Below are 13,222 nucleotides of genomic sequence, written 5' to 3'. Positions count from 1 at the left end.
ATGCGCTCTCTTACCCTTCATCTGAAAGTCCTGATCGCCATCCTGGTGGTGCTGGGCATTTCGATCACGGCCTATCAGATCTTCGTGCTCGGCATTCCGGTGACCGAAGACGCCACCGACGATCTGTGGAACATCGACGCCAAGGTCGAGTTCGTCGCCAACGGCAAGGACCCGATCAAGATCCAGATGTTCGTGCCGCCCCTGAGCCGCGACTACGTGAGCCTCAACGAGAGCTTCATTTCCAACAACTACGGGGTGGCGGTCAACCGCGTCGACGGCAACCGCAAGGTCACCTGGTCGGCACGCCGGGCCAAGGGCAACCAGACCCTGTACTACCGCCTGGTGCTGACCAAGCGCTACAGCGCCGAGAAGTCCAAGGTCAAGGGCCCGACCTTCCGCGACAGCATGGCCGTGGAAGGCGCGGAAAAGATCGCCGCCGAAGCCCTGCTGGCGCCAATCCGCCAGCACTCGGCGGACGTCGAGACCTTCATCAGCGAAGCCATCAAGCGCGTCAACAACGCCAATGACGACAACGCCAAGCTGCTGCTGGCCGGCGACCCCTCCAGCGCCAACAAGGCCAGGATCGTCGAGCTGCTGCTGTCCATCGCCCACGTGCCGATGGAGAAGGTCCACACCATCCGCCTGGTGGCCGATCAGCCGCAGACCCCGGAACTCTGGCTGCGCAGCTTCAACGGCACCGACTGGCTGTACTTCAACCCGGAAACCGGCGAACAGGGCATGCCCAGCGACCGCCTGCTGTGGTGGACCGGCGATGACAACCTGATCACCGTCGATGGCGGCAAGAAGGCCAACGTCACCTTCAGCCTCAACAACAGCGAAATGAACGCCATTCGCCTGGCCAAGCTGACCGACGAGAACACCGACGCCAACTTCCTCGAATACTCGCTGTACGGCCTGCCGCTGCAGACCCAGCAGACCTTCATGATCATGGTGATGATCCCCATCGGCGTGCTGGTGATCCTGGTGTTGCGCAACCTGATCGGCCTGCAGACCCTGGGCACCTTCACCCCGGTGCTGATCGCCCTGGCATTCCGCGAGACCCAGTTGGGCTTCGGTATCGTACTGTTCACGGTGATTACCGCCCTGGGCCTGTCCTTGCGCTCGTACCTGGAACACTTGAAGTTGCAGATGCTGCCGCGGCTGTCGGTGGTGCTGACCTTCGTCGTGGTGCTGATCGCCGCCATCAGCCTGTTCAGCCACAAGCTGGGCCTGGAGCGCGGCCTGTCGGTGGCGCTGTTCCCGATGGTGATCCTGACCATGACCATCGAACGCCTGTCCATCACCTGGGAAGAGCGCGGCGGCGGCCACGCGATGAAAGTCGCCATTGGCACCCTGTTTGCCGCGTCCCTGGCGCACCTGATCATGAGCGTGCCGGAGCTGACGTACTTCGTCTTCACCTTCCCGGCAATGCTGCTGATCCTGGTGGGCTTCATGCTGGCGATGGGTCGCTACCGCGGCTACCGCCTGACGGAGCTCGTGCGTTTCAAAGCCTTCGTCAAGGCTGACTCCTGATGTTCGGCCTGTGGAAGACCTGGAAAGCCCTGGAAGCGCGGGGAATCATGGGCATCAACCGGCGTAATGCCGACTACGTGCTCAAGTACAACAAGCGCAGCCTGTACCCCATCGTCGATGACAAGATCATCACCAAGGAGCGGGCGATCAAGGCCGGCATCCATGTGCCGGAACTGTACGGGGTAATCTCCACCGAGAAGGAAATCGACAAGCTCGACGAGATCATCGGTGGGCGCAACGACTTCGTGATCAAGCCGGCGCAAGGCGCCGGTGGTGACGGCATCCTGGTGATCGCCGACCGCTTCGAAGGCCGCTATCGCACGGTGTCCGGGAAGATCATCAGCCATGAGGAGATTGAGCATCAGATCTCCAGCATCCTCACCGGCCTGTATTCCCTGGGCGGCCACCGCGACCGGGCACTGATCGAATACCGGGTGACCCCCGACCAGATCTTCAAGAGCATCAGCTACGAAGGCGTGCCGGACATCCGCATCATCGTGCTCATGGGCTACCCGGTGATGGCCATGCTGCGCCTGCCAACCCGCCAGTCCGGGGGCAAGGCCAACCTGCACCAGGGCGCCATTGGCGTCGGTGTCGATCTGGCCACCGGCCTGACTCTGCGCGGCACCTGGCTGAACAACATCATCACCAAGCACCCGGACACCACCAACGCCGTGGACGGCGTGCAACTGCCCTACTGGGACGGTTTCATGAAGCTGGCAGCCGGCTGCTACGAGCTCTGTGGCCTGGGTTACATCGGCGTGGACATGGTGCTGGACCAGGACAAGGGCCCGCTGATTCTCGAGCTCAACGCCCGGCCAGGGCTGAATATCCAGATCGCCAACGACTGCGGCCTGACCCAGCGTACCCACGCGATTGAAGCCCACCTTGAGCAACTCAAGGCCCGGGGCATCAAGGAAACCGTCGAAGAGCGAGTGCGCTTCGCCCAGGAGCTGTTCGGCCACATTCCGCCGGTGGAAGGCTGATAACGGCTGCCGCGGGGTGCGAAGGCAATTTTCGCAGCCTGCGGCAGCGGCTACAGGTCGGTGAATGCGCCCTGAATCAGGCAATCGCCGACATACCCTCTAGGAGCAATTCCTGCACAGGCATACAATCGCCAACCGCGCTCCGATGGCTGATTTGCCCCGCATGTTGACCTGTTCCGTACACCCGCTTCCTTATCGCGCCAACCCCGCCGAGTATTTCGCGGCAATCGAACACGCCCCCGGTGCCGTGCTGCTGGACAGCGGCCGGCCCAGTGCCGAGCGCGGTCGCTATGACCTGCTCAGTGCCTGGCCACTGGCCGAGCTGACGGTGGCCGACGACGAACGTGGCGGCGACTTCCTCCAGCGTCTGCGGCACAACCTGCAGCAGCTGGGCCCGGCCGAGGTCCCAGCGCCCTATGAACTGCCCTTCGCCGGCGGCCTGATCGGCTACCTCAGCTACGACTTCGGTCGGCATCTGGAGCGCCTGCCGAGCCAGGCCCGGGATGACCTGCACCTGCCGGACGCGCGCTTTGGCCTGTATGGCTGGGCGCTGATCAATGACCACCAGACGGGTACCAGCCAACTGCTGTTCCACCCCAGCCTGGACGCCGCCGAACGCCAGCGCCTGATCCAGCTGTTCAACCAGCCACTGCCCGCGTCGCAGTCGGCATTCAAGCTGACCAGCGCCATGCAGCCTGATCTGAGCGCCGAGGATTACCGCCAGGCCTTCCAGCGCATCCAGCACTACATCCAGGCCGGCGACTGCTATCAGGTGAACTTCGCCCAGCGCTTTCGCGGCCAGTACCAGGGCGATCCCTGGGTCGCCTACTGCGCGTTGCGCGCGGCCTGTCCGACGCCCTTCTCCGGTTTTCAGCGCCTGCCGGACGGTGGCGCGGTGCTCAGCCTGTCGCCGGAGCGCTTCGTCCACGTCAGCCAGGGCCGGGTGGAAACCCGGCCGATCAAGGGCACTCGTCCCCGGGGTCGGGACGCTGCAGAAGACGCCGCCAACGCCGCCGAGCTGCTGGCCAGCCCCAAGGACCGCGCGGAAAACCTGATGATCGTCGACCTGCTGCGCAACGACCTGGGGCGCACTTGCCGCACCGGCTCGGTGCGCGTGCCGGAGCTGTTCAGCCTGGAAAGCTACCCCAACGTGCACCATCTGGTGAGCAGCGTGACCGGCGAGCTGGCGCACGACAAGGACGCCCTGGACCTGATCGCCGGCAGCTTCCCCGGTGGCTCGATCACCGGCGCGCCGAAGATCCGCTCGATGCAGATCATCGACGAACTGGAGCCCACGCGACGGGCGCTGTACTGCGGCTCGCTGCTGTACCTGGACGTGCGCGGGGAAATGGACAGCTCGATCGCCATCCGCAGCCTATTGGCCAAGGACGGGCAGATCTGTTGCTGGGGCGGTGGCGGAATCGTCGCGGATTCGGACTGGCAGGCGGAGTACCAGGAATCCATCACCAAGGTGCGGGTGCTGCTGGAAACGCTGCAGGGGCTCTGAACCCCTGTAGCCGCTGCCGCAGGCTGCGATCGACTGCGAAGCAGGCGCCGCTCTTGAGGCCTTGAAGCCCCTGCGGGGCTTGTCGCAGCCTGCGGCAGCGGCTACAGGTGCGGTTTACAGGCTCAAGGTGCGGTTGGAAGCCTTGATGAACTCCTGCTTCAGCTCGGCAAAACTGTGCACCGCGGGGAACTGCGGGAACTCGCGGATCACGTTGTCCGGGGCATGGAACAGGATGCCGGCATCGGCCTCGCCGAGCATGGTCGTGTCGTTGTAGGAATCCCCCGCCGCGATCACCCGGTAGTACAGGCTCTTGAAGGCCAGCACCGATTGACGCTTGGGGTCCTTCTGGCGCAGCTGATAACCGGTCACCCGACCAGCGTCATCGGTGATCAGGCGGTGACACAGCAAGGTCGGGAAACCCAGCTGGCGCATCAAGGGCTGGGAAAACTCATAGAAGGTGTCGGAGAGGATCACCACCTGGAAACGCTCGCGCAGCCAGTTGACGAACTCCACCGCGCCGTCCAGGGGCTTGAGGGTGGCGATCACTTCCTGGATGTCGGACAGCTTCAGGCCGTGCTCGTCGAGAATCCGCAGGCGCTGCTTCATCAATACGTCGTAGTCGGGAATATCCCGGGTGGTTGCCTTGAGGGATTCAATCCCGGTTTTTTCGGCAAAGGCGATCCAGATTTCCGGGACCAAGACACCTTCCAGATCGAGACAGGCAATTTCCACAAGACACTCCCATTGGTTCTGATTATTGAAGTTGAGCGAGCAAAAGGACTGCCGAACTCTAGCGATTCGCCTGCGCAGGCGCAACGCAGAGGAGCGCGCCAGGGCCGGGTGGATTTTGTTAAGATCGCCCCCCTATAGAGCGCACAGCGCCACCGACCTGTAGGAAACCGCCCTGATGACCCCATCGTTCGACGTCGCTGAACTCGCCGCGACCTATGCCAACAAATCCGCCCAGGACATTCTCAAGCTGGCCTTTGCCCAGTTCGGTGACGACCTGTGGATCTCCTTCAGCGGCGCCGAGGATGTGGTGCTGGTGGACATGGCCTGGAAGCTGAACAAGAACGTCAAGGTGTTCAGCCTGGACACCGGGCGCCTGCACCCGGAAACCTACCGCTTCATCGATCAGGTGCGCGAACACTACAAGATCGACATCGAACTGATCTCGCCGGACCACAGCAAGCTCGAACCCTTCGTCAAGGAAAAGGGCCTGTTCAGCTTCTACAAGGACGGCCACGGCGAATGCTGCGGCATCCGCAAGATCGAACCGCTGCGGCGCAAACTGTCCACCGTCAGCGCCTGGGCCACCGGCCAGCGCCGCGACCAGAGCCCGGGCACCCGCAGCCAGGTGGCGGTGCTGGAGATCGACAGCGCCTTCTCCACCCCCGAACGCCCGCTGTACAAGTTCAACCCGCTGGCGCAGATGAGCAGCGAAGAGATCTGGGGCTACATCCGCATGCTGGAACTGCCGTACAACAGCCTGCATGAGCGCGGCTTCATCAGCATCGGCTGCGAGCCCTGCACCCGCCCGGTACTGCCCAACCAGCACGAGCGCGAAGGCCGCTGGTGGTGGGAAGAAGCCACCCAGAAGGAATGCGGCCTGCACGCCGGCAACCTCATCAGCAAAGCCTGAACCTCCCCCTTCTCCCCTGGAACCGGCTTGCCGGCGAAAGCCCCTCACCCTGAGGACGCGTTCGCCGGCAAACGGAACGCCAACCGACGCACCCGCAAAACCTGTACACATAAATGTCACCAAGGGTGCCATTTATGTGTGCACTTTCAGCACCCTCCGCCCCAAAAAGTGACAGTCCTTTCTGCCGTCAACATTCATACGACAGCCAATCGCATCCGCCGAAAAATAAATACCTGTTCAAACGGTCAATTTTTAATCCATCTGTTTCATACAGTTAGGAGCAGACTATAACAAAACGAAATCAGCAGCCGATTTCATAGCTTCAAAACTGGCACAGAAGTGGCTTTAGTCGACCTATGTTTTGTATACAAAAATAGCAAAACATACATACACTAACCGTCCGCACGCCTGATCCACAACTCAAGCTGCAGATGCCCAGAACCCAGTGATTCCGCCCCTGCGACGAAGATTGTCGAGCCTTGCGCTCAAGCACAGTCATCCGGGGCCGGAATCAGGAGCCGCCGGAATGCACACCAGCCCTTCCAACAACATCGCACTGGATCTGCCCTCCTCGCCGCACTCGCACCGCCTGCAACAGCCCATCGCCACAACCGACCCGGACAGCGTCATCCTCAGCCCGCGCCTGCACAACCGCGACCTGGCGCCAACCAAGGTCGAAGGCCGGCGCTGGGGTGGCTACAGCATCTTTGCCCTGTGGACCAACGATGTGCACAACATCGCCAACTACTCCTTTGCCATCGGCCTCTACGCCCTGGGCCTGGGTGGCTGGCAGATCCTCCTGTCGCTGGGAATAGGCGCGGCGCTGGTGTACTTCTTCATGAACCTGTCCGGCTACATGGGACAGAAGACCGGGGTGCCGTTCCCGGTGATCAGCCGCATCAGCTTCGGCATCCATGGCGCGCAGATACCGGCACTGATCCGCGCGGTGATCGCCATCGCCTGGTTCGGCATCCAGACCTACCTGGCCTCGGTGGTATTTCGCGTGTTGCTCACGGCCATTCATCCGGGGTTCGCCGACTACGACCACAACTCGATCCTCGGCCTCTCGACCCTGGGCTGGGCCTGTTTCGTGGTGATCTGGCTGGTGCAACTGGTGATCCTCGCCTACGGCATGGAGATGATCCGCCGCTACGAAGCCTTCGCCGGGCCGATCATTCTGCTGACCGTGGCCTGCCTCGCCGGGTGGATGTACACCCAGGCCGACGGGCAGATTGCCTGGTCGATCCGCGAACCTTTGACCGGCGGAGAAATGTGGCGGCAGATCTTCGCCGGCGGCGCATTGTGGCTGGCGATCTACGGCACGCTGATCCTCAATTTCTGCGACTTCGCGCGCTCCTCGCCGTGCCGCAAGACCATCAAGGTCGGCAACTTCTGGGGCCTGCCGGTGAACATCCTGGTGTTTGCCACCATCACCGTGCTGCTGTGCGGCGCGCAGTTCCAGATCAACGGCCAGGTCATCGAAAGCCCGACCCAGATCATCGCCTCGATCCCCAATACGCTGTTTCTGGTGCTGGGCTGCCTGGCCTTCCTGATCGTCACCGTGGCGGTGAACATCATGGCCAACTTCGTCGCCCCGGCCTTCGTCCTCAGCAACCTGGCCCCCAAGTACCTGACCTTCCGCCGCGCCGGGCTGATCAGTGCGGCGCTGGCGGTGCTGATCCTGCCGTGGAACCTGTACAACAGCCCGCTGGTGATCGTGTACTTCCTCTCCGGCCTGGGCGCCCTGCTCGGCCCGTTGTACGGGGTGATCATGGTGGACTACTGGATCCTGCGCAAAGCCCAGATCCACGTGCCGCAGCTGTACAGCGAAGACCCGCAAGGCGCGTACTTCTACAGCCGCGGGGTCAATCTGCGGGCGGTGGCGGCCTTCGTGCCCGCGGCGCTGATTGCCATCGTGCTGGCCCTGGTGCCGGGCTTCGCCAGCGTCTCGCCGTTTTCCTGGCTGATCGGTGCCGGTATCGCCGGCCTGCTGTACCTGATCATCGCCAAGCGCCAACCCGGGTACGCCGATGTCAGCGGCGAATCCATCGCCGTGGACAACGTCAGTCATTGAACCTGAACGGCCCGGTACGCCGGGCCTTGAACTGCCCAACCAGTAAGGAACCCCCATGCGCATTCTCGTGGTCAACGTCAACACCACCGACTCCATCACCCAGGCCATCGCCCGCCAGGCGCAAAGCGTGGCGGCGCCGGGAACGGAAATCGTCGGTTTGACCCCCTACTTCGGCGCCGAATCGGTGGAAGGCAACTTCGAAAGCTACCTGGCGGCCATCGCCGTGATGGATCGGGTGCTGGCCTACGACCAGCCCTATGACGCAGTGATCCAGGCCGGTTACGGCGAGCACGGCCGCGAGGGCCTGCAGGAGTTGCTGAATGTGCCGGTGGTGGACATCACCGACGCCGCCGCCAGCACCGCGATGTTCCTCGGCCATGCCTACTCGGTGGTAACCACCCTGGATCGCACCGTGCCGCTGATCGAGGACCGGCTCAAGCTGTCCGGCCTCTATGAGCGCTGCGCTTCGGTACGAGCCAGCGGCCTCGCGGTGCTGGAATTGGAGGAAGACCCGCTGCGGGCGGTGGAGTCCATCGTGCACCAGGCCGAACTGGCGGTAACCCAGGACAAGGCCGAGGTCATCTGCCTGGGCTGTGGCGGCATGGCCGGGCTGGATGAACAGATTCGCCAGCGTACCGGAGTGCCGGTGGTGGATGGGGTCACGGCGGCGGTGACCATCGCCGAGTCCCTGGTACGCCTGGGGCTGTCCACCTCGAAGGTGCGGACCTATGCGACGCCGCGACCGAAAAAGGTGGTTGGCTGGCCGCTGCGTTTGGGGCGCTGAGTTAGCCAGCGCCCGGGGTTGCCAGCCAGACGGCGCCTACAGGGCGCTGAAGGTTTGCGCCAGGCCCTGTTCGGCGAACTGCTCGATGACGAAGTCGACAAAAGCCCGGGTCTTGCCCGGGAGCATCTTGTGCTCGGCGTAGTAGATCGAGGTGTAGCCATCATCGACGTACCAATCCGGCAAGACCCGTTGCAGCGCGCCGGAACGCAGGTAGTTGACGGCAAACGGCATGCTCACCAGGGCCAACCCCAGGTCCTGGGCGGCCGCCACGCAGGCGGCTTCGGAATCGCTCATGGTCATGCTGGCCTTGAGCTCCAAAGGGCGCACGCCACCGCCGCGCCCGCTGAGTTGCCAGGGACGGATGCGGCCGGTCTGCGGAGAACGGATCAGGATCCCCCGGCAATGCTGCAGGTCCTCCGGATCACGGATCGGCGCTCGCCCCGCGAGATAGGCCGGGCTGGCCACCAGCACCCGATGGGCCGGTGCCAGGCGCCGGGCGACCACCCCTTGTGGCAACTCGAAACCGCCACCGATGGCGGCATCGAAGCCCTGGCCGATCAGGTCCACCTGGCGATTGTCGAAATGCCAGTCCGGCTGGATGTCCGGGTAACACTGCAGGAAGCTGGCGAGCATCGGCACGATGTAAAAACAGCCAAATACCGTTCCCATGCTGACCTTGAGCGTGCCTGCCGGGCGCCCCTGGACGGTGGACAGGCTGCTCACGGCATTCTGGATGGTCTGCAGGCTGTCGCTGACTTCTGCCAGGAACAAGCGTCCGGCCTCGGTCAGGGTCAAACGCCGGGTACTGCGCTGGAATAGACGCACACCCACCCGCGCCTCCAGCTTGGCTACGCTCTTCCCCACCGCGGCCGGGGTCAATCCCAGGCGTCGCGCCGCCTCGGCAAAGCTGCCGACTTCAGCGCTGCGGACAAAACATTCGATACTGCCGAAAGCTTCCATCACCGACCATTCCATACTTTTGGTTTACACAGAGTATAGGAATTACCCGCTACACAGCGGCCAATCAGCAGTCGATACTCGACGCCAAGCACAAGGCAACCCGACCTTGAATCTCTGGAGAAACACATGAGCAAGCACAACCTCAGCGGAAAAGTGGCCTTGATCCAAGGCGGTTCCCGCGGTATCGGCGCCGCCATCGTCGAGCGCCTGGCCGCCGAAGGCGCCAGCGTCGCCTTCACCTATGTCAGCTCCGCGAGCAAGGCCCAGACCCTGCAGGACAGCATCATCGCCAAGGGCGGCAAGGCCCTGGCCATTCAGGCCGACAGCGCCGACGCCGACGCCATTCGGGAGGCCGTGCAACGTACCGCCCAGGCCTTCGGCGGACTCGACATCCTGGTCAACAATGCCGGGGTCCTGGCAATGGCCCCGCTGGACGAGTTCAAGCTGGAAGACTTTGACCAGACCCTGGCCATCAACATCCGCAGCGTGTTCATCGCCACCCAGGAGGCTGCGCGGCACATGGGCGAAGGCGGACGCATCATCAATATCGGCAGCACCAATGCCGAGCGCATGCCCTTCGCCGGTGGCGGTCCCTACGCCATGAGCAAGGCCGCGCTGGTAGGCCTGACCAAAGGCCTGGCGCGGGACCTGGGACCACGGGGCATCACTATCAACAACGTCCAGCCCGGCCCGGTGGACACCGACATGAACCCGGCCGACGGCGCCTTTGCCGAAAGCCTGCTGGATCTCATGGCCGTGCGTCGCTATGGCCGCGCCGAAGAAATCGCTGGCTTCGTGGCCTATCTCGCCGGGCCCGAAGCGGCCTACATCACTGGCGCCAGCTTGAGCATCGACGGCGGTTTCAGCGCCTGATCCGTCAACGCAAAAAAAACCGGGCCACCTGTAGCGGGTGGCCCGGTTGCTTGCGCGGCATCCGCCAACGGCTGCCGCAGAGGGCGAACCGGCTGGCAACGCCTTCCTTTCTCCCTACCCGTTTCCTTGCGACCTCAGGCCCACACCAGATGCGGCAAACCACAGGCGGCGGGCTGAAACCCCGTGAGCGAGCGCAGAATCCCGTCAGCGTGGGCGAACTTGCTATCCGCCATGGCCGGATCGGGCACCGCAAGCACCCGCATCCCTGCGGCCTTGGCAGCCGTCACGCCGAAGGGCGAGTCCTCGAACACCAGGCACTCCCCTGGGGCTACCCCCAGGCGCCGGGCCGCGGTGAGGAAGATATCCGGCGCCGGCTTGGCCGCCGTCACTTCCGGGTCATCGGCGGTGACAATGGTGTCGAACAGCGCAAACCAATCGCCATGGCGGGTGATTTTCTCGCCGAAGGACTTCTGCGACGAGCTGGTGCCCACTGCGATTGGCACCTGGTGCTGCTTCAAATGGCGTACCAGTTGCTGAGCCCCCGGCATGGCCTCGGCGCGAGGAAAGCGCTCACGCATCAAGGGCTCGCGCATGACCAGGAACTCTTCGGCGCTGATGGGCAGGTCCAGGGCCTCGACCACGTAACGCGCCAGATCGGCGGCACCACGTCCGATGATGTTTTGCTTGATGGTCCAATCGTAGGTGCGGCCATAACGCTCGGCGATCAACTGCGTGATCTCGGTGTAGATACCTTCGGTATCCAGGAGCAGACCGTCCATATCGAAAATGACCGCCTTGATCGGTCCCAAATCATTCAACTGTGCATTCATCGCATCTGATCCGTTAGCAAAAGTACATTCCAGGGAGCGGCTCAGGTACGGCCCGTTATGTTCGGCAACGCGTCAATTAAAGGATTCAGCAGCATAGCGGCGGGGCTGGGTCAGGAGCAACCGAGGGGCAAGGCACAGAGTGCGAGAGGCGGGATAGTTTCAGTCGCCAGGATCGAGCTCGCTCTCTCCTTCTTCAGGCCCTTCCTGCAGTGGCACCAGCGCATCATCCATCAAGGAGCCGGGATCTTCATTCCCCGGGTCGTTGATCACCAACGGTGACGCTGGGCCGGGCTCGACATTAGCGGGCATTTCACGGGGCATGATCCTCTCCTTAAACAGCGGGACGGGCTGCATCAAGTATGGCGAAGCCCTGGGCAACGCGCACAAAAAACCCGGCGCGGGGCCGGGCTATTTTTGAACGAGAGCCTAAATCAATGACGCTTCTTGTGCCCCATGCTGCTCCCCAGGGCACCACCCGCTGCACCACCAATGCCGGCACCCACGGTGGACCCAGTGCTGCCGCCCAGGCGATTGCCGATCAGCGAGCCACCGGCCGAGCCCAGGCCACCGCCAATCGCAGCCTTGGTCCGACTGCCCTTGCGCGCACCCGCCGCACTACCGGCCGCCCCGGCCACACCCGCACCAATAGCCGCCCCAGTGCTGCCGCCGAGCTGTTGCCCGACCACATTGCCCAGCGCACCGCCAAGACCACCACCAATGGCGGCAGTGCCATCGCCAGCCATCGCACCTTGAGCCAGCAGAAGTCCTACAACCAGGGCAGGTAAAGTTGAACGCATGACTTGAACCTCAAAAAAAGACTGTCGAACTGACACAAAAGCCCAGCGCGCGCCACCCGCTGCGGAGCGTAACGGCAACACCCGGTTGCTCTCCGGTGGGTTGGACCGCGGATTCTAAAAGAGTTTTATCGTCGCGCAAAAAAAAGCCCGCTGGGGAACGGGCTAGGGGTACTGCTTTTAACGGATGGTTTGAGCGTACGCAGGCAGATGTGAAGATTCTGTGAAAAGTACCCGCGACTGGGAGCAACAGACGCGGATCACAGAATTTCCAATCCTGCCAACATCTTCAGTTCACCTTCTGAAGATGCTCGAAGCCGATCAATACAGGCCAGCCCCTTGGTTGGCTACCCCGCCACTGCTTCGATAACGGCCTGATCGCTCACTGGCAACAGTGATCTCAGCGAATGCTGCGAATGCTGCCCTTGTTGCCTTTGACAGTGACCGAGACTTTCTTGAAGACGAAGTAGTTTTCTTCGCTGACTTCATAGCGTGGAGCCACGATCAGGTCGGCACCGGAAGACTTGACTGCCTTGAAGGCAGCAGCCGACTTGACCGCACTCACTGGATCCAGGCCCAGACCACCCAGGCCGCCGCCAGTATCGCCACCGTAGGTCACGCCATCAGCAAACTGGCTATCGCCACCAAACTGCAGGAAACCAAAGAGGATATTCACCGACGACTGGCCCGAGATTGCCTCGCCCACTGCTACATCTGCCTTCAGGTCAGCCTTGACCTGGCTATCGATGGGCGACGATGGCTGGCTGATGTTGTAGCTGGTGCAACCAGTGGCTGCGGCTACGAGAGTGGACAGTGCGAGGAGTTTGAAAATAGCTTTCACGTTTATTTCCTTATCGCTTTTCATATAAAGGCATCATCGCTGGATGCGCAGCCCCGTTTGAATCGGGATAAGGAACATATCGCCAGTTATAGCCAATTGAGATAAGAGATTTCCCAAAAACACAAAGGATCTCTCTTTACTTAAGCCATCTCACTGGCGACAAACAATTAATACGACTACCCAAAATCTAAAAAAAGATTAATACACAAACAATGACAAGAAAGTTATGACCTCAACCAACCACCGCAAATGGACCGGGCTGCTTGGCGACCAGCCCTCAGCTCTAGCAGCGCGACAGAAAACCCATCACAGAGTATCGCGCGGTGCAAACGGGAAACTTTATCGCCAACAGGACTATTGGCAATATCTGGACCTCTCTCAAATCACCCATCTTTTCG

Annotated in this window: 13 protein-coding genes; 7 read left to right on the top strand and 6 right to left on the bottom strand. The window is 62.2% G+C overall.

Going from position 1 to position 13,222, the window contains the following annotated elements; translation table 11 throughout:
* The 3 genes from ACMGF8_RS14595 to pabB all read left to right on the top strand — a co-directional run bounded on the left by ACMGF8_RS14595 (position 1) and on the right by pabB (position 4,026).
* Positions 1-1,533: an inactive transglutaminase family protein gene (locus ACMGF8_RS14595; protein WP_102863860.1), complete on the top strand. Its 1,533-nt coding sequence runs from the start codon at positions 1-3 to the stop codon at positions 1,531-1,533.
* A complete protein-coding gene (locus tag ACMGF8_RS14590) occupies positions 1,533-2,519 on the top strand; it encodes an alpha-L-glutamate ligase-like protein (RefSeq protein WP_102863861.1) in 987 nt (328 codons plus the stop codon). Before ACMGF8_RS14595 ends, ACMGF8_RS14590 begins: the two co-directional genes overlap by 1 nt.
* A gap of 163 nt (positions 2,520-2,682) precedes the next feature.
* A complete protein-coding gene (gene pabB / locus ACMGF8_RS14585; RefSeq protein ID WP_102864105.1) occupies positions 2,683-4,026 on the top strand; it encodes an aminodeoxychorismate synthase component I in 1,344 nt (447 codons plus the stop codon).
* Between the two features lie 114 nt (positions 4,027-4,140).
* Here the strand turns inward: pabB and thrH are convergent, their stop codons facing one another.
* Positions 4,141-4,758, bottom strand: a complete 618-nt coding sequence (gene thrH / locus ACMGF8_RS14580) for a bifunctional phosphoserine phosphatase/homoserine phosphotransferase ThrH (RefSeq protein WP_102863862.1) — start codon at positions 4,756-4,758, stop codon at positions 4,141-4,143.
* A gap of 175 nt (positions 4,759-4,933) precedes the next feature.
* On the opposite strand from thrH, the gene ACMGF8_RS14575 reads away from it, so the two are divergent.
* The 3 genes from ACMGF8_RS14575 (at position 4,934) to ACMGF8_RS14565 (ending at position 8,526) form a co-directional block, all read left to right on the top strand.
* On the top strand, positions 4,934-5,668 hold the full coding sequence (locus ACMGF8_RS14575; protein ID WP_102863863.1) for a phosphoadenylyl-sulfate reductase: 735 nt from the start codon (positions 4,934-4,936) through the stop codon (positions 5,666-5,668).
* A gap of 526 nt (positions 5,669-6,194) precedes the next feature.
* Positions 6,195-7,742: an NCS1 family nucleobase:cation symporter-1 gene (locus ACMGF8_RS14570; protein ID WP_416760020.1), complete on the top strand. Its 1,548-nt coding sequence runs from the start codon at positions 6,195-6,197 to the stop codon at positions 7,740-7,742.
* Between the two features lie 55 nt (positions 7,743-7,797).
* Entirely contained in the window at positions 7,798-8,526 is a 729-nt protein-coding gene (locus ACMGF8_RS14565; RefSeq protein WP_102863865.1) for an aspartate/glutamate racemase family protein, read from the top strand.
* Between the two features lie 36 nt (positions 8,527-8,562).
* Here ACMGF8_RS14565 and ACMGF8_RS14560 read toward each other — a convergent pair whose 3' ends face one another.
* Complete coding sequence (locus tag ACMGF8_RS14560; RefSeq protein ID WP_207167303.1) at positions 8,563-9,486, bottom strand: LysR family transcriptional regulator; 924 nt, start codon at positions 9,484-9,486, stop codon at positions 8,563-8,565.
* A 126-nt stretch (positions 9,487-9,612) separates the two neighbouring features.
* Between ACMGF8_RS14560 and ACMGF8_RS14555 the strand changes: the two genes are divergently transcribed.
* The gene (locus ACMGF8_RS14555) at positions 9,613-10,359 is read left to right on the top strand and encodes a 3-oxoacyl-ACP reductase family protein (RefSeq protein WP_102863867.1); all 747 of its coding nucleotides are present in this window, start codon (positions 9,613-9,615) and stop codon (positions 10,357-10,359) included.
* Between the two features lie 134 nt (positions 10,360-10,493).
* Here ACMGF8_RS14555 and ACMGF8_RS14550 read toward each other — a convergent pair whose 3' ends face one another.
* From ACMGF8_RS14550 to ACMGF8_RS14535, 4 genes are all read right to left on the bottom strand, one after another.
* A complete protein-coding gene (locus tag ACMGF8_RS14550; protein WP_115581927.1) occupies positions 10,494-11,189 on the bottom strand; it encodes an HAD-IA family hydrolase in 696 nt (231 codons plus the stop codon).
* Positions 11,190-11,348: 159 nt separating this feature from the next.
* Entirely contained in the window at positions 11,349-11,510 is a 162-nt protein-coding gene (locus ACMGF8_RS14545) for a hypothetical protein (protein WP_162884120.1), read from the bottom strand.
* A 110-nt stretch (positions 11,511-11,620) separates the two neighbouring features.
* A complete protein-coding gene (locus ACMGF8_RS14540; protein ID WP_102863869.1) occupies positions 11,621-11,986 on the bottom strand; it encodes a glycine zipper domain-containing protein in 366 nt (121 codons plus the stop codon).
* Between the two features lie 397 nt (positions 11,987-12,383).
* Positions 12,384-12,848: a hypothetical protein gene (locus tag ACMGF8_RS14535; RefSeq protein ID WP_243433774.1), complete on the bottom strand. Its 465-nt coding sequence runs from the start codon at positions 12,846-12,848 to the stop codon at positions 12,384-12,386.
* Positions 12,849-13,222: the final 374 nt, after the last annotated feature.

Origin of the sequence: Pseudomonas sp. BNK-7 (assembly GCF_048072025.1) — a bacterium.
Lineage (GTDB): Bacteria > Pseudomonadota > Gammaproteobacteria > Pseudomonadales > Pseudomonadaceae > Aquipseudomonas > Aquipseudomonas danubii.
This window is presented reverse-complemented; position numbering and strand designations above follow the sequence as displayed.